Here is a 22,679-nt window from a genome sequence, read left to right on the forward strand (position 1 = left end):
AGCCGGCCGTCAGGCGGCCAGAATGGCCCGCAAGGTCTCCTGCGGACGCTCGATCAGCGGAATGTGCCAGACGCCCGCCCGTCCGTCGATGGTGACCTCGACGAGCCCTGGAAACGCCCGCCGCCACTGATCGACCGAGTCGGCGACCAACACGAGCGGATCATCCGCCGGTTCCCGCGCTTGAAGGTAGACGACCCGCGCGGCACGCCCGGTCAGTTCCCCGTCGCGCAGGGCAGGGGAGGAGGCGATGAACTCGGCCTGACTGGTCAGCGCCGGCATCCCCACCCACGTGGAGTGCCGCCGTCCGGCTTTGACAATGCGTGGATCTGCGCCCGGTTCCGGTTCCGGCTGATCCCCGAACTGGTTCAGCAGTGCCCAGCCGAGGCTGGTCAGCGGCCCACCCCGATACCAGGAGGCGAGCCCGAACAGCCAGTCCGGCCGCTTGATGCGTGCCGCGCTGTCGGGCGCCGTGTCCAGCACGAGCACCGCCTGCCCGTACGGCGACCCATCCTCGGCGTACCGGTCGAGGAACTGCCTGGCACAGAGCCCACCCATTGAAGCGCCGTACACCCGGACGTTGCCTGGCCGGATCACCTCCAGGGCCGCCATGACCTGCCGGTAGAGCCCGTCTACATCCACTGCCCGCTCGGCGTAGTCGGCCACCACCATGGCGTCGCCCGGCCCGAGAAACGGCGCGAAGGCCCGGCTGAGCTGGGCACCCGACATGATGTACCCGGGAAACACGACCACAGCCTGCCGAGCCGCCCCAGCCCTGCTGGCTGTGACGTGCACGGTCGCCGCCGTACCGGTGCGGTAAACCGTTCCGGTGAGCCCGTCGACGGCCAGCAGCGCCAGGACTACCGAAAACGCCAGCCCCACACCTTTGACCACCCGCACCACCGGGCGCCGGCCCGCGCTGCCGGCCCCAGCCCCGAAACCCGGCGACCCGATCGGCCGCTCCCGGCCCGAGGCACTCCGCATGCCGCGCATTATCGTCCGCAGCCTGCCCACCCAAAAATCAGGCAACACAACCCATCCCTGGTACGGCCGGACAGCGCCGTACCGATCCCGTCATCCTGATCGCCGGAGCGGTTCGACCGGCCTCGCTCCAGGCGCTTGTGGAGGCGTTGTTCGCGGGCGTGAGCGCCTGAGATCGGCATCGCCGAGGGTTTGCCCGGTCAGAAGGTTGCCCGGTTCACGGGTGGGTGACGGCGCGTCGGCCGGTCCCGCCGTAGGTCGGGCTCGGAAAGCGCCAACCGAGTGTGGCCTGTGACGAGTCCGCGACGGCCTTTGAACTTTCGGAGATCCTGCGCGTCGTCCCGGGTATGGACCGTACGACAGCTGTAGTCCGCTCGATCGACGATCTCGCGCCGCAGCTGGCCAACAGCCGCGAGTATTGGTTGGGTTGGGGTGACGGCGAGGACGACGACCTCGCCATGTACCGCAGTGACCTGCCCGACCCGTTGCTGAACGGGGTCATGCGAAGCCGGAACACCGACGTCGCATCGGTCGTCGACGAGGTTCGGCGATACTTCGACGGCTGCCCCTGGTACTGGCGGGTCGCCCCGGACAGCGACGCCGGTGTGCGAGAGGCCCTCGTCGAGGCCGGTGCCGTCGAGGCGCTGACCATGCCGGTGATGGCGTTCGACCTCACCGCCCTGCCCGACGTTCCCGGTACGACCGGCCTGCGTATCAGCGTGGCCGAAGCGACGCCGCAGGGCATCGCGACGTTCGTCCGGGCGTACGGGCCCGCCCTGGGGGTGCCGCAGGAAGGGCTGCAGGCCACCACCGAGAACGAGTTCGCGCGCGCCAGCCGGTCGGACGCCGAGATCCGTTTCATCGGCTGGATCGACGATCGCCCGGTCGCCACATCGATGCTGTCGGTCGGCCACGGCGTTGCTGGGATCTATACCGTCGCCACCCAGGCCACGTATCAGAGGCGGGGAATCGCGACAGCCATGACTCTTGCCGCCCTGCGCGCCGGATACGACCTGGGCATGCGCGTTGCCACCCTGCAGGCCACCGCCCAGGGTGAGCCCGTCTACCGGCGCATGGGCGCCAAGACGGTCGCGCACTACCACATGATGTCGTTCCCGCAGTGATTCCATGACTCGCCGCTCGGCAGGCGATGATCTGACAGCACCGGTGGCAACGCGCTGCCGCATGCACCACACCGCCCGCCGTGCCGACAATGGTTCAGGCCCCGGTCTCGACGTTCGGAGGAAACCGTGACGATCACGCATTGGCGTCGGTCACTGACCGCGTTCCTGGCCGCCGGCCTCGTGGCCGGATGTTCGAGCGGCACGCCGGAAGCCGCCGATGTGAAGCCCCAGCCCCGAGCCGCTGGCCTGGCCGTGGAGAACGTCGTGGCCGGCCTGGAACACCCATGGGACATCGGCTTTCTGCCCGACGGCCGCATCCTGCTCACCGAACGGCCCGCCAGTTTCCGCATCGTCGACGGCGGCACGGCCGGCGACGTGCGGGCCGACCTCACCGATGTGTTCGTCAGCGGCGAGGGCGGCCTGATGGGCCTGGTGATTCATCCCGACTTCGACCGGACCCGTGAGTTCACCACCTGCCAGACACACCAGGACGGTGGTCAGCCGGTGGACGTACGCCTGGTCACCTGGCGCCTGTCGCCGGACGCGACAAGCGCCACCCGGGTACGCGACCTGCTCACCGGGCTCCCGATCAGCACCGGCCGGCACTCCGGCTGCCGCCCGACGATCGCCGCAGACGGGGCGCTCCTGGTCGGCACCGGCGACGTGGCCCGGCCCTCGCACCCCCAGGACCGACGTAGCCTGGGCGGCAAGGTGCTGCGTCTCGACCTGCACACCGGTGAGGGCCTGCCGGACAACCCGTTCGCGTCATCGTCCGACGCCAACGAGCGGCGCATCTACAGCTACGGCCATCGCAACATTCAGGGCGTCGCCGTGCGTCCCGGCTCCGGCCAGGTGTTCACCGCCGAGCACGGGCCCAGCGGCTTCGACGAGATGAACCGCATCCAGCCCGGCGGTAACTACGGCTGGGATCCCGCACGTGGCGGTACCGTCCAGACGTACGACGAAAGTGTCCCGATGACCGACCGCGACCGCTTTCCCGACGCCGTTCTCCCGCTGTGGACCTCCGGAGCGACCTCGACCGAGGCGCCGTCCGGGGCCGCGTTTCTCGACGGTACGCAGTGGGGCCCGTTGAACGGCCGGCTGGCCGTGGTCGCGCTGCGCGGACAGAAGACACTGCTGTTCCAGCTCGACGACGCTGGCGAGAAGGTTGTCGACCTGGCGCTGCCCACCGAGCTCAACGACGCCTACGGCCGCCTGCGCGGCGTACGCACCGGCCCGGACGGCGCCCTCTACATCACCACGTCCAACGGCACCGACGACCGCCTGTTGCGCATCACATACCGAGCCTGACGCTGTGGCCGCGAGATACGCGACAGGCAGCACCGCTGAGGCGCCCGCCGCCGGGTGGCCGCCGACAGGGGCATCCCCGGCGCGCTGAACGAACACCCGCTTCCGGATACAACACCCGGGTAGAGCCCTCCCGCATGGGCTCTACCCGGGTGTTTGCTGGCCCCACCGGGTCGACCAGATCGGCAAGGTAGCCGTATCCATGCTCACGGTGTTCAGTGAGGGCGTAGGCACGGCCTGCCACCTGCTGGTGGGGTTTGGCGGTTGGCGGTGCCGTATGTCAGACCGCATTGCCCCGCTTGAGGGCGCCGGCGATACGCACGACCCGCTCGGCCTGGTGGCGGGCGGCGTTGCGGGTGTCGTCGTCGATGGAGCCGAGGTCGGGGCCGAACACGGCGTGGTGTGAGGTGCCGTAGGGGTTGCCGTCGACGTACTTGATCGGGTCGGTGTATCCGGGCGGGACGATGATGCCGCCGAAGTGGTGGATGCTGTTGTAGAGGGCGAGCAGCGTGGTTTCGTGTCCGCCGTGCCGGGTGCCGGTAGAGGTGAAGCCGCTGTAGACCTTGTCCGACAGATGGTTCGCCTGCCACGGCCCCGACAGCGTGTCGATGAACTGCTTCAGCTGGGCGGTGATGTTCCCGAACCGGGTGGGTGATCCGAAGATGACCGCGTCCGCCCAGATCAGATCGTCGGCGCTGGGAGCCGGCACGTCGGCCGTCGCGGCGTGGTGGGCGGCCCAGATTGGGTTTGAGTCGATCGCGGCCTGGGGTGCCAGCTCGGCGGCCTTACGGATTCGAACCTCCGCGCCGGCTGCCTCCGCCGCATGAGCCATTTCGGTGGCGATCGCTGTGCCGGTGCCCGTCGAGGAGTAGTAGACGATGGCGAGATTGACGTTGTGGGACATGGTGGCTCTCTTTCCTGAGGAGATGGCTCCGGCGGTGTCGCCGGCTGTCCATGGATGGAGCGGACAGCGGGCGGCAGCCAACCGTTGGTCGAGCACTGCTGGCCCGCGGCAGCGGCCAACCAGCCGCTGTCACGGAAGGGGACGCCGGCCCTACGGCAGGTGAATCGCTACCACGCCTCCTTGCCGGAGATCGCGATGCCCTCGGGCGAGAATCCGTTCGGCAGCGGCAGCACCGCAGGGAACGGTCTCCCTACTGTGATGGATTGCCTACTCAGACGTCGGCCAGCCGGCGACGATCGGAGAGCGTCGGCAGGTGACCGGTCACTCCGCCGTCGACGTAGATCAGCTGGCCTGTGATGAACTTCGACTCGTCCGATGCGAGGAACACGACCGCGTTGGCGACGTCAGCTGGTTCCCCGAAGTCCTTGAGCATCTGGGAGTTCAGGATCAGTTGGGTCGGCGACACCTCCTCGAGCCGGTGGTTCCCGCCGGCGCTCGGCGGCATGGGCGGGATCAGCCCAGGAGCCAACGCGTTGCTGCGGATGCCGAGATGACCGAAGGACGTGGCTACCGACTGGGTCAGGTAGTTGATCGCCGCTTTGCTCGTGCCGTAGGCGATCAACGCCAGGTCACCACCTGCGGCCTGGATCGATGATGTGTTGATGATCGATCCGCCACCGGACTCGGCCATCGCGGGAACGGCGTACTTGCTGCCGAGGAAGACGCTGCCGGTGTTCACCTCGATGGTCCGCAACAGGTAGTCACGGCTGATGCCCAGCACGTCGGAGTCCTGGAGAACCCAGTCGGCGCTCACCAACCCGGCGTTACTCCACAGCACGTCGAGCCGCCCATAGGTCTCGGTGGCGAGCGCGACGGCGGCGGCGATGTGCGCCTCGACGCTCACGTCACCGGTGTACGGCGTGACGTCGAAGCCGTTTTCGGTGAGCTCCTTTGCTCGCTCGTGAACGGTCGGAGACAGGTCCATCATCACGACCCGCGCACCCTCTGCCGCCATGGCGCGCACTCCTGCGAAGCCGAGGACACCGGCCGCACCGGTGACGACGGCAACCTTGCCTTCCAGACGATCCATTGAGAGCCCCTCTCACAAGTAGTTGAAATTTCATCATCGAGGTTTACGGTAGCATGAGTCGCTGAAACTTCAACTACTTTGTGAGGGCACTTCATGACGGAGATCCGGTGGCTGGACGAGGAGGAGCAGCGGACGTGGCGCAGCTTCCTGCTGGCCAGTCGTCTGCTGTTTGACCGGTTGGAACGGGACCTGAAGCAGGACGCGGATCTCTCGTTCGCCTATTACGAGATCCTCACCCGGCTCTCCCAGGCCCCAGGGCGCTCGATGCGGATGGCCGACCTCGCAGCCGCGTGTGTGTTCGACCGCAGTCGGCTGAGTCACGCGGTCGACCGACTGGTGCGCAGCGGCTGGGTCCGCCGGGCACCCTCCACCTCGGATGCCCGAGGTCAGCTCGCGGAACTCACTGACGAGGGCATGGACAAGGTCCGGCAGGCCGCCGGCGGTCACGTCGAGCAGGTGCGATCACTGCTGTTCGACCGCCTTACCCGAGATCAACAAGTGGCCCTGAGGGAGATCAGCGAGGCGCTCGCAACCGGCATCGTCGAGATGCCGAAGCTCCGCGGGATGGGTTGGCCGTCGCAGTGACGGCCGGAGTCGTCGGCGACGCCGGGCACTGTCAGGCGGCTCGTCGCGGTGCGGCGACGTGGGTGGGGAACCGCATAACGGATGCCGAACCCCGGAGTTCAGCGCGCTGGCCATCGAAATCTGCCTACATCATCACGGCTGATCTGGGTGGTCTGCGAAAACCCACCGAGCGAAAGTTACGGCGTGCCTGGTCGGGTCGTCCAGGCTCCGGACCGACCGTCCCCACAGCAGACCACAGGAGGCATCACCATGAGCAAGAGAGCGCCGGACCTTCACGCCTGAGAGGTTCCAGTCCTTCCGGGCGTACTGACCGGGGGTGTGACGCCCGGGCGATCACCGCTCCGACCTCCGGTGATCGTCGCCATCAGCCTGGCCGCCCCACAGGCGGAGGCATGTGATCGCCCGGGCGCCGTCGTGGGTTGAACCTGCTACTCGGGCAGGGCCGTCCTCCGCTGCCCGCCTCCGCGGCCCCGGCCAGCCCTGCGCCAGTCCGCTACCCGGTGGTGGGGGAGCCCCGGGACGGGCAGCGGGAGTGGCTGCCGAGGTGGTCAGCACGGTCGTGCGTTCCGGTTGGCTGCGCAGGATAGCGGCTGTCGCGCGTACCGCGGACAGACTGTCGGCGCCGGACCGCACGATCAGGATCTCGCAGGCTGTCTCGGCGGCGTCATCGAACTCCATCACGTCTGCCTCCCGGCGTGCCAACCCGGCGGCAGAGGATGGCCATCCGGGGTGTATCCCGCGACCGGCGCGCCGAGCGTGGCACCGCCGGCGGTGGACCACGTGGCGGACGACTGCCCCACGACGTCCCAGGAGCCATTACCGCCCGAGCCGCCCCAGCCACTCGGAGCGCCCGGGCCTTGCGAGGCGGTGGGGTCGGGCACCGGGCTGGTGAACTCGGCCAGGCGCCAGTGCCCGCCGCCGTCGGTGTACACGCCCAATCTGTGCACGACGGCAGGAGGCACCTGATCCACGGCGGTCTCCGCCGGCCGCCCGGTCGCATACATCGTCCGGTGGGTGACGGTGCGGATCGTTCCTCTCACCTCGGGACGCTCGAGGATGAAGGTCAGGATGGCGTGCCAGGCCGCGTCCGGATCCGGTAGCCCTGCGATCACCGACGCCACAGCGGTCAGGTGCAGATCCCCCTCGCGGTTGCGCAACTCGCGCAACAGGGTCGCGACGACCCGTTGCAGCACCACGTCGACCTCGGCAGCCCCGTACCGGCGCTGGGGAAGCAGAGGTGAGCGGCCGGGGTGGAGCCAGGTGTTCTCGGCGCCGGCGGTGACGATGCTCGGCCCGATCGCCGCGACCGGCCGGTCGAGGCCATACCCCATCCGCCGGGTGACCGGCACGAGGTTCTGTGGGCCGGTGCGGGCGTGCACCGAGTACCGGCGATGTGCCCGGTGCCCCAGGACCAGCTCACGACTGTGCTGCGCGGACGTCTGCGCCCAGACGTTGTCGTAGTTGGTTGCCTCCCGCTGGTACAGCTGCGGCTGGGTCAACGAGTAACCTTCGCCGACGCTGGTGATGTAGTTGCTCGCGAAGGGGTGAGCCCGGGCGGCCATCATCAGATCGTTGTTCGTCCGCATTCCGAATCCGGACGAGGTGAACAGGGCGTGGAATGGGCCGAGGTGGAGGAGACGATTGTCCGAATCGATGTAGATGCCGCCGAAGTTCCACAGCAGGTGAAGGCGAAGGATATCGCTGGCCGCCACGTAGCCGAGCGTCGTCTGCCTGTTCATCTCCAGCATGAAGAACTCGGTGTCCCAGAGCGAGGAGCCGTGGCCGAAGATCTCGTACACGTTGAGGAGCGTCACGTTCGCTTGTGTCGCCCATCCCAGCATCTCGTGGATATGCGGAAAATCGTCGGGCCGCTGGCGGGCCTGCTCGAACAGGACCCGTGGCACATCGGTGAAGAGCGCGACACGCCAGCCTTGCGGGCCGACCTGACGGGCGAGGTCGGCCAGGTTGATTCGCCGCGCCTGAACGCGGGGCCCAGCGAACGGACCGCCCAACCAGATTGCGAACGCGGTCGTCGACAACTCCATCGGAGCGTTCTGGTTGTCGAGATTCTGCCGCCACTGTGCCAACTGACCCGGTAGGTGCGGATACTGCCGGCCTGGCTGAGGCGGCTCGCTCCACACGCTCTGCCCCCGGGACTCCAGATGGTCGACCGTCAGGCCGGCATGCGGCGGCCAGACGTTACGCAGGTCGAATTGCTCGAAGAGCGCCTGAACCTGCGACGTCCGCACCTGGCGAACGTCAATCGAAGGCATGCCCGGCCATGGGGCCGGCGGTCGCCGCGTATTGAACAGATCCGGCCCGATCAACGGATGAGGCGGGCCGACCGGCGAACGCCGCGACAGGGCGACCCGGTCCGCCGAGGACCGCAACCGTGCGGCAAGGGCCGCCGACCGCTGCTCCAGCGTCGGTCCCGCGGATCCCTGCACCCCGGCCGGCTGCCCGCCCGACCGGTACATGTAAACCTGGATGATCTGGCGCGGCACCGGGCCCCACAGCTGCTGCGTCGCCGGGTCCTGACCGCCGAGGCGGTACGACGTGCCCAGGCGCCCTGCCCGACCGACGCGGGCATTGCGACGCCAGCGCGCACGCTCGGCCGACATCCGCCGCTGCACCGGCACCGGACCGCTGTCCTGCGGTCGCGCGCCGATCCGAGGCAGCACCAGCCGCCCACGCCGCACGGCACCGGGCCGACGTGCCGGCGGCGACACCGGCCACAGCGGCACCGCACGGGTACCCGCCGCGGCGAGCTGGACGCCACCCCGCCCGGCCTGGCTGCGGTGACCATCCGACCCGTCCACCACCGATGGGCTCCGGTCGCCCCTGCCTGAGCTGTCACGAGCGCCGCCGCGCCGCTGATCGCCGCCCGAGCCGGCACCGCCCCGAGGTCCATCGGCACCTGGCCTGGTGGCGGGGTGCACCGATCCGGACTCCTGGCGAGCCGGCTCTGCCGGGAGGACGGTGACCACGACGTTGCGGCTGCCCTGTCCTCTGTGCTCGCTCAACTCGCCCGACATCATGGCTGGAGGCAGCATGTTGGTGACCGTTTCGGGGTCGAGGCCGGCAGCCACCAACTCCCCGCTGAGGACCGCGTGGACTGCCTCGGCCCGAGCGAGCCCGGTCCGTTGAGCCGTCTCCTCGCGGCGGAACCCGAAGCTTCCGTTGCCGTACCCGGTGATTGCCACGGTCGGCAGTGGCCCGTTCGACGCCCGGGCTACCGCAGCCACGTCTATCAGCCACTGCGCGAGCGCCATCAGATCCTGCGAACGGGGCACGTCGGCCGCCGAGGAGTGCCGGTGTGCGAACGTGACCGTCACGGGAGGCGGCTCACGCCGCGCCGCGCCGCTGTGCAAGACCTGGTCCCCGTCGAGTTCGTTGCGGTGGGCTGGTCTGACCACCACAGAGCCGTGAGACGTGGCGTGCCCGACGACCGTGAACGCACGCCGCGCCGGTGCGGGCAGGTGGATGGCCCGCCAGCCGTCCGGCGCCTCGTACAGGTCGCGGACGAATCGGATACGGTCGTCCACCTCCGACTCGGTCAGGCCCTGCAGCGCGGCCCGCCAGATCAGGTCGGGCCGTGCGTGGCTGCGGACCGCCGGCTCGACAGCCGCCAGATCCAGGACGCCATCGCGGTCAAGCGCTGCGGCGAGCGTATCGACAGCGGCCCGCACCCGAGCGAGTGTCTCGCGGCGATCGGACAGCGGGATCGGGGTGCTCGTGGCTCTCGCCGGCGCGTAGGCCCAGTTCTGGTGGTAGGCCGCGGTCAGTTCTTTGACGATCGCGTCCTCGTGCGCGGGAAGCAAGCCGCCGAAGACGTTCCAATGCCCGCCGTGGTGCACCCCCAGGTCAGGCGGGTCGATCAAGACGTCGCTGGCATCGTCGCTATCGACCTCATCGCGTGTCACGTACGACGCCGTCGAGGTCGCGTAGACCCGGACATCGTAACCGCGCTCGCGCAGCCGGGCCCAGAAGTCATGGGCACCGCCGCCTCGCCGTGTCAACGCGCCAAAGTCACACGAGATGAGGGTGACCGACCGGACGCCCGCCTCGTAGCGGCCGACGAGGAAGCCCTCCTCGATCACCACATCGGCCAGGGTCCGCCCGTTGATCAGCACAGTCTCGCCGCCCTGCCGCTCCAGCTCCGCTTCGGTCGAATCGCCATGCACCGCGACTACGACCGTCTCGCCGTCCGAGACCCACGGCGGCGTCACACTCATCGAACGGCCGTCCAGCCCGCTGGTCCCGGCGCCCACCTCCCACATGGTCATGTCGCGGGGGGAGCCGCGCCTGAACCACGGAGCAAGGAATTCGGTCGACAGGTTGGTGGCGAATGAAACGCCGTAGCGTCGGCCCGAACGATCCCAGAGGGGATTGGCCGCCACGGATCTCAGGGTGAACTCGGTGGGCTGCTGGGCCTCGTCCAGCCCTTTGTACCGCTGGCCCGACTCTGGTTGCGCCTGCCTCCAGTTCCTCGTGGCCCTTTCCGACCGACGCATACCGGGACGCGGGGACGCGGACGGGTCGAGCAGCGCATCAAGCGTCCCGTCGGCGGTGACAGCGCCGTGGGGCACCAACCCTCGGTCGGGATCCAGTTGGGCGAGCTGCCCCGTGGCAGTCACCGGCATCAGGATCGGGCCGGTGAGGGCTGGGTTGACCTCGCGGAGCGTCGGGTCGATGCGGGCGTACCGTCGGCTGTCGCTCTCCTGGGTCTCGATCAGGACGAGGTCGCCGTTCGTCAGACGCTCGACCAGCACGACGTGCATGGGGTCGTTCGGTCGGTGGACCCGGACGGCGGTGATGGCGCCCGGCTGCAGATGCGTCAGCGTGCCGAGGGAAGCCGGCTGGAACTGTTCCGCGCCCAGCGCGGCGGCGATCGCCGAGGCATCGGTGGCACCGTCGTCGCGGGTGCGTGCGTTGCCGCCCAGGTGGATCAGGGCGGATACGACCCGCGGCACGCAGTCCGGCGTCACACCGTCCCAAGCCGGGAGTGTTCCGACAACAGCGGCAACCGCCCGGGACGGGGAGACGGTGAGTGCGGCGGTGGGCGGGTAGGCAGCAGCATCCGCCTCCTCTCGCAGTCGTGTCGAGTCCGCCGGGACAAATCGTCGTTCCGGATCGATCGCGCCGGAGTACCCAGAATCGAAGCGGCCCCGATCGGCAGATCCCTGATGGGATCGAACGGCCCGGGGGGAGGTTTCGGAGGCGGCCGGGGCCGGCGCCCTCGCCTCAGAGGAGGGCGTGGCATAGCCCTTGCCTCGCGTCGGGCGCATCAGTTCGCCCAGCCACCACGTCTCGTCGTTGACCTGGTCGTTCATGCCGAGCCAGAGCTTCACGATGGCCGGTAGCGGGACCTCAACTTCGGCGACTTCTCCGCCGAGCGTCGCCGGCACCATTGTCCGGTATGTCACTGTCCGTAGTCGAGCCGCGAGGTCTGGTTGCTGAAGAATGAACTCGACCACCGCCTCCCAGGAGGCCTCCGGGTCTGGCGTTCCGTCGATCACCGACGCCACCGCCGTCAGATGGAGGTCTCCGTCCCGGTTGTACAAGCTGCGGACCAGGGTCGCAGCGACCCGTGGCAGCACGATCCGCTCGGTCTCGTCCTTGTTGTACTGCCGGTGTGCCGCGAACGGCTCCCAGCTCAGCCAACTGTTCGCGTGCCCCATCCTGATCCCCGACAGCCTGGGCAGGCTGGCGACCCCTCCGGCGAAGCCAGCAGATTTGGCAAAGGGCACCAAATTATCCGGACCAGTACGGCCCATCACCGAGTGCCGCCGGGCACGCAGGACAGGGTTCTTGGTCAAAATCTCGCTAAACTCGCGAGTCCGGTCGCCTGGGCGACCCAGGAGCTGGAACTGCGTCTTGGCGTAGTTTCCCTGCAACTGGTCCACGAGAAGCCATAGGGCAGGATGGTTTCGCGCGGCGAGAATCGCTGAGTTGCCGACGTTACCGCCGCCGCCGTGGTGAAAGGCAAAGCCTCGATCGTGGAAGTGCCGTGTGAAGTCCGCTAACCACTGAGGTTCACGGCCCGGCCTGTGGCGCCCGAACGAGTTGTCGCCGTCGGTGTAGACGCCGCCGAACAGGGCCAGAATCACTACCCGCAGGTTGTCGCTCGCCGCCGCGTAGCCCCGGCCCTGTTGTTTGTTCCGCTCCATGCGGGACTCGCGGATCAGCGGCATGTCCAGATCGGCGTGGAACATCTCGTCAACGTTGAGCAGCCGAACATGGTGCTTTCGTGCCCAGCGGAGCATGTCGCGGACCTGATCGAGGCGAGCACCCTCCGGATCATCTGTCGACTGAACGGACCCGGACCGTTCCGCCGCAGCGAACTCCTCGCGGCTGACGTCGGTCCAGAGGTTGACCTTGAAGCCCTGCTCTTGGGCCTGGTCTGCCATCTTCTGCACATTTCGCCGGAACTCGTCGGGCGCGCCCTGGCCGGCAAGTGGGCCGCCGAGCCAGATGCTGTGTAGCAGTTTCGGCATCTCCGTCGAGGGATGGAGGCGCTGTCGGTGCTCGGGCACCGCTGAACTGTCCGGTGACCAGTCCTGGCGGTCCTCGTCGCGCTCGTCGACCCAGACGGTATCGGGATAGGACGCTAGCCGGTCCGGATGCAAGGCGTTGGGACGAGGTACCGCCGGCACGGCCAGGTCGAGTTGTGAGAAGAAGGCATGCAGTTGCTCGGTGTGCAGGTCCTGATACGAGACGTCCTTCAGGAAGTCCGGCGGTGGTGCCCCCTCCAGGAGGCCGAACAGGTCCGGTCCGTAATGCTGATCGTCGGGATGCGTCGGCGCGGGGTCCTGCTGAGCACGATGTAGCGCTTCCAGCAGTGGCTCGGCTGCGGGATTGTGGTGCCGGGGCACGGTCACGTGAGACTGTTCCGGTCGGATGCCGCCGCTGGGGTGGCCGGGCGGCGGGGACGCAACAGTGTCGCCCTCGATGCGGGAGTCGCCGTACTCTCGGCTCGTCGGTCGGTCGATCACGGCCTGAGCCTGGGAGCCGGGCAGCGTGGCGTCGACCGTCCAGATCAAGACCTGCCTGCGCTGCGCGGTGTCGAGATAGTGACCGGCCATACCGGGGTGCCCGGAGAAGCGGTTGCTGCCTCTGTCCCGCTGCTTCAGTTCAATGAGATCGTCCGGCAAGGTGGCATCGTTCGGCCGAAGCTCTTGGACGTCGTTCACGAGCTTTCTGGTGGCGTCCTCCAGGGCCTCCGACACCACCTGCGCGCGCTGGCCGCTGGCCGCTGACTGTGCGTTGTTGCCGCCACCTTCGACCACCACGCGGGTGCGGACCCCACGGGCGAACCAGGCCCGCGCCGCGTTCCGAACGATTTGGTGCGCCAGTGCACCTACGTGCTGCCGCGCATTCGCGGTCAGAGCCTTCTGCCTTCTTGCGAAGGCCACCGACATCGGCTGCTCCACGACACCGGCGGATAGAGGTCGGAGGGAGCCGAGATACATATCGACGTAGTCCGAGGTGACCATCGCCGTCGTGAACGGCGCGCCGGACATACCCGCAGCGCTTGCCGACGTGGAGGGACGCTGGAAGTCCATGCTGGCGGTGATGTCCGTCGCGGTTGTGGAAAGCTCGTCGCGAGGATTCACCAATGTCCCTGGCGGCCGGACGTCGCGACGACTGCTGCCGCCGCCCAGGCTGCCGGTGCGTGGATGGCCGACGGCCAACCTGATCGCGATGCCGCGCGCGCCCTCCGTGTCGTCAGGGTGGTTGCTCAGATGGTGAGCGACAACGGAGACCACCCGCGACCCGTGCGAGGCAGTGCCGTCCTCAAGAGGAGGTCGGAGAGGCAACCCGACATCGCGAACAATTCTGATGGCAGCCAGCAAATGGGCAGGCGCATCGGAATCCTCAGGTCGTTTCTCCAGCCACCTGTCGAAGCTGTCGGCCGCTGCACGGTCCTCGTCGGTCAGTACGGCCGGCCCCTGAGTGTTCCCGAGCGTCGCGTCCTGTCCGGTGTGCCGATCCTGCGGCACCACGGGCGGTTCCGGCGCAGCCGGGGGTTGCGCTAGCTGGCGTCGTGGTGCCGTCTCTCCAGCCGGGGGTGGTGGCAGCGAGGCTGACGGCGGCGGGGCTGCTGGCGGCAGGACTCCTCCGGGACGCCTGAGCCTCGGTCTGCGCTGTGCGTTCAGTACCTCCTCGGCGCGGTGCTTGGCCTGCGTCGTCTCTCTTTCGACTTCCGGTCCGCCGGGCCAGGACTGCTCGCGGTCGTAGGCGTTGACGGCCACACCGACGAGACGCTCGTGATCCTCTCGGGCGGTTCGGACCGACGCATGCCGCTGTCCGTACGAGCGGATCTCCAACACCACCAGAGCCTCGGCGATCTCCCAGTCCAGATCCTCAAGCGTGGTCCCGACATTGACGCTGCGGTACTGATCGATTCTTTCGGCACTTCGGATCAGGCCGCTTTGGAGATAGAAATAAATTGACCGGGCGTGCTTTTCGGTTTCCGCAGCGCTTTCGCCTCCGATCCGAGATGGCGTGTACCTGACGGTCCTGAGGTTGATGGCCTGGTCGCCAGGGAGATTGCGTGTGGAGCGTAGGCGGCTATCGAAACCGGAAACCCGGTTGCGAAATAGCTGCTCGAACCGCCGCCAGATGAATTCGACGTCGCTCCTGAGATATTCTTGTATGTCCGTATCTATGTTGAGCAAGGCGTCGTGCAGGGTCACCCGGGAGGCAACCGCCAGGAGTTCCTTTCCTAGTCCGTCGTGCACCTGCATCTCCGCGAGGGCTGCGGCGTTCGATGCGAGCAGTGCGACGTGGCCGGCGACGATGGCTACCGACCGGTCGTGGAAAGGGACGGGCAGCGACGCGCTGACGTCGTCGGATATGCCCCACAGCGTCTCCTTGCCCAGCTCGCGGACGGCGAAGTACCGCGCCGCTGTCTCCCTGCCCAGTGTCAGAGCGTCGAGCAGGTGTGCCTGGGTGTTGTATCCCAATCCGACGTTCCGCCACGTCCTTTTGGCAACATGGTCGAGTAGGTCGTAAAGGCCGCTCTGGACGACGCCGATCGTCGTGTGGAAATGGGCACCGTTCCAGTCGCCGATCGGACGCTTGCCGATCGTCGTGGCCTTACCGAGTTCGGTAACGTGGAAGCCCTCGGCGGTGAAGAGGTCTTCGAGGTCGGTCTCGGGATTGTCCGATCCCTGATCGCCGGGAAGATCTGCGAGCTGTCGCTCCAACCGCTCCAGGTGGTCCCAGACCGGGCTGGGCCGCAGCCGGCCGTTCTCGAGCGGGTGGTCGGCCAGCACGCCGCTGACGAACTCCGGGATGGCTGTGGTCTCCCCCTCGCCAGTGCCGCCCGCAGCGATCGCCTGCTCTTTAGTGCGGTAGAGCATGCCGTCGGCGCCCGGATAGTAGACCTTCGTCTCGACCGTGATCTTGAATCCGGTCGCCTTGTCGGGCGTCTTCCAGACAACCAGGTCTCGACCGCGTTGTCTGGCGGGGTCGGGGACGCCGAACAGGTGCATGATTTCGGTGAATTCGGCCTCGATGCCCGAGCCGCCGTACCTCCGGCTTGTCGGTGGGTCGATGAGGGCTTGGACCTGGGACGCGGAGGCTTCGACTGCGGGGACAACGTCGCGGACGGTCCCGGTGTTGTCGACGATGAGTGCGCGGGTCTCGATCGCCGGCCTCGTCGGCCCGGCCAGGGGGCCGTCCGGCCGGTCGGCCGCACTGTCGACGTCGGTGATATACGCGCCATCACCTTCCGGATTGAGGTCGACAAGCACAGTGGTGACAGGACTCGCAGCGGTCGGGTCCGCGGCAAGGTTGTACAACGCGACGGCATGTCCCAGGTCAGCGCCGGCGCGACGCTTGCCCGTGTTGAGGGTGTGCAGGAGAACGAAAGCGATCGAGCCGGCGGGTAGCTCGCTCATCGCCGGCAGCAACGACTTCCAGTTCTCGGTCCGGGCCCACGCTGTGCTGGCGCCGAACGGGTTGTCGGCCTTCTCAGTGCCAATTGCGGAGTCGTCACGGGTGCTGGTGCGACGGATGAAGGGAAATAGCTCGTCGCGGAGGACGATGAGACGGTTGAGGCAGGCGTTGGGGTCGTTGCCGGGTGACGTTGCTGTGATCAGTTCGACGGCCGTGCCGAGGGCAGCACGGTCCAGGGGCTGTGCGGGCGTCGTGAACGGCCACAAGTTTCGGCGCAGGTCCGCGGCAGTTGGGTCGTCGAATGCGGTGCCCGCGTCGAAGAGGACTTCACCCGTGGTGGTCTGGTCGGTTGTTTCGGCCAGGGGGAGTGGCTCTTGACCTGCTGTGGAGGTCGAGGTGCTGTCTTCGTCGGTTGGTTGGGGGGAGGTCGGTGGCTCGGTCACCAGAAGCCGGTCGGCGAGGCCAGGATCGCGCAGGGTGCGATGTACGGTGCCGAGTTGGCGGGACAGGGTGGTCGCCGCTGTTCTGCCATCGGTGTCGTAGGCGGCCGCCACCATTGTCAGGAAGGCGTCGAGCAACGTGAGTTGCCGAGCCTGGTGAGGGGTGGGGGTGTGGGTGATTATGGGGCGCTGGTGGTCGATGGCGATCTGGAACTGCGCCCAGGCCAACGCGTCGGCAAAGGCCGAGGTTCGCGAGCCGAGGAGGTCGAGGTGTCGCCTCGCAGCGAGGAGCCCATCCTGGTGCCGCTGGTCCAGGTCTATGGTGCCGGTCGTGCCGTCAGCCCAGGACCAGTCGGTGTTCCTGCCGAGCGTCGCGATCAAGCTGTCCGGTGTGGTGACTGGCGCGTCGAGGAGGCTCTGCTTTACCGCTCTTGAGACCAGTTCGACGGCGAAGACCACACAGTTGTCCGTCAGTAGGTGGTAGTCGGTCTGGGACCGTTCAAGGGCGTATAGGTATGCCGCGGTTAGGCCTTCCACGTCGGTGTCGTACCTGCCGAGAACCCGTGTCTTGGGGGCCGCGATGTAGGCGCTGTCGTCCTTGATGGTGCCGGGAGCGCCCAGCAGGCCCTTGTCGGGGTAGAACCCGAGGGTGACCCGTTCGCCGTTGGGGAGTCTGAAGGCCACGACGACGTGTCCCGCGCTGAAGGGGGTATCGGCAGCTGCGATACGGGACGGTGCTGCCATCAGTACGAGTTCGATGTCGCGTGCCGAAATACCCTGTGCCGCCTCGGCATATTTCTGCAGTGGCCTGATGAGCTCGACGATCCTGTCCAGCGACACGTCGGTGTTGACGCGCTCGGATGCCGCCGGGGTGTAGGGAGTGAAGTTGCGAAGCGTGCCGTAGGTGCGACCCAAAGTCAATGAGAGCTCAGCGGCGGTACCCCGGCCGTCGCGGAGGCTGCTCGCCGCGATCAGGGTGGCCAGGTCCTCCATGAACCGCAACTGCCGTTGCTGGGTGGGACCAGACGTCCCGCCGGTTGACAGCGGGCGCTGGTGATCCAGGGCCACCTGGTAGTGCGCCCAGGTCATCGCCGAGTCCTTGAGCGCGCTGTCCGAGACGGCGTGTAGATATTCGTCGGCGTCCGACAGATCGAGCATGTCGATCTCAGGATCCAGGTCGGTCACCGGGTCTGCTGCCTCAGCCCAGGTCCGACTCGAATGGGCCGCCATCGCCTCGACGAATTGCGGGACGCTCGCTGTCATCGGCGCGTCGGTGATCTGGTGCCCGACAGCAAACTTGGCGAACCTCCTGACGAACTCCGAGTTGCCAGCACGCAGCGAGTGGGCCCACAGCTCCGCATGCAACTGTGCGAAGGCGACAGCGTCGTTCAGATGGTCCTTCGATCGGGCCCGGAGCACGGCCACGACGGCCAGCGACGGGTCGAGAACGGACCTCCCGGCGTGAGCCGGCCCCAGGTTCACCGGCTCGTCCCGACCCGGGACACGGACCGCCAACCAGACCCGCTCGGGCGTCGAGGCCGCCACGATCACCAGGTCGATGTCCGCCCCTGCTGCCGGCTCCAATCCCCGCAGAAAGTCCGCCAACGGACTGAGCCGTTTAGCCAGGACTTCGAAAGCGTCCTCATCACGTACCTCTTCCGACCACAGGACTGGCGAAGAGGACGTCTCTGAGTCGTGTGGCGCTCCTTCGACGCTGTCGGAAGATACCGTTCTGCCCACCGGTGGAACCTCAACCGGGCCGACCGGGATAAAGAAGAGCCCTGTGCTTCCGTTGGGCAACGCCGCAGGCCGCCCTGTCTGACCGTCGGCGAAGATCACGCCAAATTCGTCTCGGAAGACGTTGAACACGTGGCCCGGACTGACCACGACGAACCCGTGCGCGCCCGGTCCGGCGGCATCGATCGCCTCCGCCACCTCGTCGAGCGACGTCACCTCGGCCAATCGCCGTGGTTGCTGGCGTTCGACTGTCTCTGCCCGGGTGTCGTTGGCGTAGGTGACGAGGTCGTTGGTGGGCATTCCCGGTACGTCGGCGGGCAGCTCCACTGGCGGCGCCTCGTACCGGTTGTCGGGATCCTGTACGCCCATGTGAGTGGCGATAGCGGTCAGCAAGCAGTTGCGGAGCCAGCCGACGTCCGTGGTGCCCGAGGCCTGGCTTCGGCCGCCATCGTTGACGGTCGTCAGCCAGCCGTACCGGACGTCGAATTCCTCCGGCGTGCCGGACCAGTACGCCAGGCCGACGTTCTTGTCGGCCGAGGTGGACTCGGTGCCGCTGACGTACCACGGCGGGCTGCCGTATGGCGGAGTGCCGCCGAAGTAAGGCACATGGCCGATGGGATGGCGCCCCGATGGACCAGCTGACGGCGGCGTGCCGCCCGGCGGGAACCGGACCACCGGCACTGTCATACCCTCGGCCTCCGCGACGGCCTGCCGGACCAAACTCTCCAGACGCCGGTACCCGTCCTCCGCCTGCAGCATCGTCATCATGTACTGGCCGAAGGCCCGTACCTCGATCGGCACCAGCGGCGGCCGGCCCGGGCGGGAGCGGTCAAGGTTCGGAATCTGCGAGTTGACGCCGAGCATGCTTCCTTGGTTGACCGGAGTTACAGCGGAGGCATCGAGCAACACGTTGTCGAGATAGTTGCGGGCGCCGGCGACGCCCAGCGGCCGCACGTCCTGCCGAATTCCGGTGTAATCCTCGTAAGCGGCGGCGAAGTCCGGGAAGCGTGCCAGGAAGACTGTTTCGAACATGTAGTGGATGTCGGCCGCGTTGCGGCCCAGGAGAGCACGAGCCCGATCGCTCAGCCCTTGGCGTACCACGTGCATAGGCGTCCGCGAGACCACTGCGGCGTACGACTTCCCGGAAATTCTCATGGTGGTTGTCATGGCCACGGCGGCCACCTGGACGTAGGCAAGCGCGAGGACACCCTCGATCTCCGCACGGTCCGCTGCGGAGAACCGGTGGCGCTGCGACAGCCGGTCCGCGACGGCCTCGGAGAAGGCGACGGCATCCTCGGCGTACTCGCGTACCATCATGCTCTGCTGGGCAGTGACGAACGTGCCGGCGGCGACACCGGCAATGAAGGGCTTCAGCGCCCGCAGTGGAACGCCGAACGTGTAGTGCATCTGAAGATCGGGAATCCCACCGGGGTACGTAGGAACGTATTCCGCATTCAATGCCGCCGCATTCAACCTCCAACCATGCCGATCGGTGAAGATGTCCCGCAGCGGCACCGTGCGAAGTCGGTCACCCGTGCCGGGTATCGCTGCCGATCGCAGTTCGATGCGATTGAGCAGGTGGCGTACCACGTCGAAGGCAGCCTGCGACGACGGGCCGGTCTCGCCGGGCAGTACGGCAAACGGATCCCGATCGTTGACGACCTCCAGGATGTCCTTCTGGATTGAACGAACAGCCTGAGAGACGGGAAAGTCGATGCGATTCTGCTGCCGTGATCCGTCTGCCATTTCTCGGAACAGACCGGCGTCCAGCGTCACGGCGAGGCCCTGCGCGTCATGCCGGGCGATCCACTCCAGAGAGTCCGGGTCGACGTTGTGTGGGAACCGGAGATAACCGCTGTGCAGCTCGAATTCGGCGCCGCCGCGGCCGTACCGCCTGCTCGTGGGCGGGTCGACCATCGCCAGCGCCGTCGATCCGGAGTCGAGCGTGGGCGTGAACGGCCGTACCTGCCCGTCTCCGGCCACCACCAGCGCGGAGGTGTCGAACGGGGACTCGGCCGGACCAACCCGTCGACCGACGAGATCGACCTCGTCGTCCACCACCGTGGTGAGCCACTGTTCCGGCTTCATCGACGGATCCGCCCGCAGATCGACGAAGACGAGCTCGCCGTCGTCAAGCAGGTGAATCGCGAACGCGTGTCCCGGCCCCCGCAACCGCCGCAGGTGCAGGTAGGCCGTCGCTCCCGGGCCCGCCCGGCGTACCTGGTCGAGTACCTGCCGCCAGGAGCCGACGCGGGTCCACCCGTCCACGCCTCCGAAGCGTTCCCGGCCGCGTCGGGTCCCGATCTCCAGGTCGTCGCGCGTCCCGGTCGCCCGCACACCACGGGAATGCAGCTTCTCCCGTAGCCCATCCAACAAGATCAGGCAGATCTCCGGGTCGTCCGCACGGTGGCGATCGGAGACCGCATCAACCACCTCCTTCAGGGCGACAAGGAGATCTGCGCGGCTCCTTGCCCTCCCAGCAGGCTCTGGGGCGTGGCGCATACCGTCGAGGACTGTGGACTCTTGGGGCTGATCGACGGCATCCGCAACGACGGTCTCGACGCGGAAGGCGGCCGTTGCCACGCGTGGATCCGGTCGGTCAGGGCTTGACCCGTCCAGGGCGGCAGAGAGCTCGACGGGCTCCAGGCCCGGCAGTCCGCCCATTGTGGCCGCCGCTGGAGAAACTGTCGGCTGGGGCGGGTTCGTCATCAGCGTGAGGCCGTCGGGCAGTAGCGCCTGCGTCGCCGGTGGTGGTGTGGGTGTCGGGGCGCGGCCGCTCCGACGGCTTGTCCCGACGGTGGTGGCCGTCTGGTCGGTGGCTGCCGTGCTGTTCGAAGTCGTGCTGGCGGGCGTTGTCGGGTTGACGGCGCTGCTTGTGGTCAGGGTGGGGCCGCCGGCCGCGCCGCTTGTGGTCGTGGGGGGAGCGGCGGACAGGGGTGGTATCCCGGCCTGCGGGGTGGAGGCGGTTTCGGCGGGTTGACGGTGCGCGGTGTCCAGGTCTGGCAGGCCCACCGCGTGAACTGTCGGTGCGGACAGCCCTGCCGCGAACTCGCTGCGTCCGGCCACGCCAGAGCTCGGTGCAGTGGGGGCGGAGCGGCCGGCGTGATCGTCGGCGTTCGGGCTGGTCGAACCGGTGCCGGTTGGTGTGTTCCGGTCGGATGCGGGTGTACCGCTGTCGGCGGCAAGGGCTGGTGTGCCCGTGGTGGGGTTCGGGCCGCTCGTCGTGGGCGAGGTGCTGTTGTTCGAGGTAGGCCCTGATGGTGCGATGTTGCTCGAGGTGGAGGCCGTGGGCGCGGGACTGCCGGTGGCCGGAGCGGACGGGGTGGTCGAGGCCGGCGTGCTGTCATTGCCGCGGGGAGGCGCCGCGGCGACCGGCGCGTCCGTCGACGTCGGCCCGCCGGCGGTGGGGGCAGTAGAGCCTCCGCCAGCGGGGGCGGTCGAGCCGCTGGTTGCCGGCGTGGCGGAGCCGCCGGTTGCCGGCGTGGCGGAGCCGCTGGTATCGGGGGCCGGCGAAGGGGAGCCGATGGCGGGCGCTGCAGCCGGGGAGCCGGCGTTGCCGGTGGCGGGGCCGTCGGACGGCGGCGCACCGGCCGGGCGGCCGGCCAAGGGGTCGGTGGGGCTGTACGGCGGCGGCGGGTCCGCCGAGCTGTCGCGTAAGGGATCCACCGGGCTGTACGGCGGCGGAATGTCTGCGCCTCCTGCCTCCCGATGCCGGCGCTGCATGTCCGCCACCACGCCGTCGGCCCAGAGGTCCATCCTCGTGATCGAGTAACCGGTCACCAGGCTCGAGACGAAGGTGGCGAACGGGTTGAAGTTGCCGGTCAGCGCCAGCATGAGGAGACCCTCGCCGACCATCTCCAGCTTGGCCGCGAGGACTTCCCGGGTGAACAGGTGGTGGTTGAGGTTCGGGAACCACTTGTTGATCAGGCCCATGCCGGCGGAGACGAAACCGCCGATCGCAGCGCCGGCGGCGCCGGCCATCAGGACTTCCTTGCCGTCGACCGAGGTGCGTTTGTTCTCGACGATCTGCACGACGTGAGCGAGAGTCTGCTCCAGCATCTCCTGGACGCCCTCTTGGATGGCGTCGATGCCGATTCGGACGAGCCGGTTGCGCAGCCGGTCCTTGAACAGGTCGAGCAGCTGCCGGACGATCTGCTGACCGATCTTGATGAGGCCCGGGACGGCCGCGGCGCCGAAGCCGGTGGCCATGGCGAACGCGATCTCCACCACGATGGTGAAGGCGGCGATGACGATGCCGTACTGCGTAGCCTCGGAGTCGAGGGCGAAGTCGTCGGCCGCGCCGGCGAGCATCGTGGTGATGTCGCCACCCATCGGCAGGCCGTTGGTGATGTTCACGGCGAATCCGGCGAACGCCTCCGCGGCCGGCCCGTCCAGGCTGCTCTGCAGGGCCGTGCTCAGCGAGGCGGTCGAGTCCACCTTGCTCAGCAGAAGGCCGCCGGCGGTCAGCAGTTCCTGCGACATCGCCCGCAGCGCTGTCGGATCGGCCTCCGGGAACTCCTCACCGACGGTGTAGAGGATCAGGTCGTAGACCCACTGCCACTCGGGATCGTTGGGAATGTGGAAATCGGGCACGGCGCTTCCGACCT

General features: G+C 68.0%; 7 protein-coding genes. 3 read left to right on the forward strand and 4 right to left on the reverse strand.

The features are described from left to right. Nucleotides 1-9: 9 nt before the first annotated feature. Nucleotides 10-981: a hypothetical protein gene (locus ADK66_RS17080; protein ID WP_157552590.1), complete on the reverse strand. Its 972-nt coding sequence runs from the start codon at nt 979-981 to the stop codon at nt 10-12. Between the two features lie 281 nt (nt 982-1,262). Between ADK66_RS17080 and ADK66_RS17085 the strand changes: the two genes are divergently transcribed. Further along, nucleotides 1,263-2,102 carry a GNAT family N-acetyltransferase gene (locus ADK66_RS17085; RefSeq protein ID WP_157552593.1) on the forward strand — a complete coding sequence of 280 codons (840 nt, stop codon included), beginning with the start codon at nt 1,263-1,265 and terminating at the stop codon, nt 2,100-2,102. Between the two features lie 126 nt (nt 2,103-2,228). After that, nucleotides 2,229-3,413 carry a sorbosone dehydrogenase family protein gene (locus tag ADK66_RS17090; protein ID WP_157552596.1) on the forward strand — a complete coding sequence of 395 codons (1,185 nt, stop codon included), beginning with the start codon at nt 2,229-2,231 and terminating at the stop codon, nt 3,411-3,413. A gap of 277 nt (nt 3,414-3,690) precedes the next feature. Here ADK66_RS17090 and ADK66_RS17095 read toward each other — a convergent pair whose 3' ends face one another. Then, nucleotides 3,691-4,314 carry a flavodoxin family protein gene (locus tag ADK66_RS17095; protein ID WP_053656457.1) on the reverse strand — a complete coding sequence of 208 codons (624 nt, stop codon included), beginning with the start codon at nt 4,312-4,314 and terminating at the stop codon, nt 3,691-3,693. A 271-nt stretch (nt 4,315-4,585) separates the two neighbouring features. Next, a complete protein-coding gene (locus ADK66_RS17100; protein WP_053656459.1) occupies nt 4,586-5,404 on the reverse strand; it encodes an SDR family NAD(P)-dependent oxidoreductase in 819 nt (272 codons plus the stop codon). Between the two features lie 93 nt (nt 5,405-5,497). Between ADK66_RS17100 and ADK66_RS17105 the strand changes: the two genes are divergently transcribed. Next, the gene (locus tag ADK66_RS17105) at nt 5,498-5,989 is read left to right on the forward strand and encodes a MarR family winged helix-turn-helix transcriptional regulator (RefSeq protein WP_053656467.1); all 492 of its coding nucleotides are present in this window, start codon (nt 5,498-5,500) and stop codon (nt 5,987-5,989) included. Between the two features lie 677 nt (nt 5,990-6,666). Here ADK66_RS17105 and ADK66_RS17110 read toward each other — a convergent pair. Continuing rightward, nucleotides 6,667-22,665 (reverse strand): glycosyltransferase, encoded by a 15,999-nt coding sequence (locus ADK66_RS17110; protein ID WP_053656469.1) that lies wholly within the window; start codon nt 22,663-22,665, stop codon nt 6,667-6,669. Nucleotides 22,666-22,679: the final 14 nt, after the last annotated feature.

The sequence above is a fragment of the Micromonospora sp. NRRL B-16802 genome (assembly GCF_001279555.1).
Lineage (GTDB): Bacteria > Actinomycetota > Actinomycetes > Mycobacteriales > Micromonosporaceae > Micromonospora > Micromonospora profundi.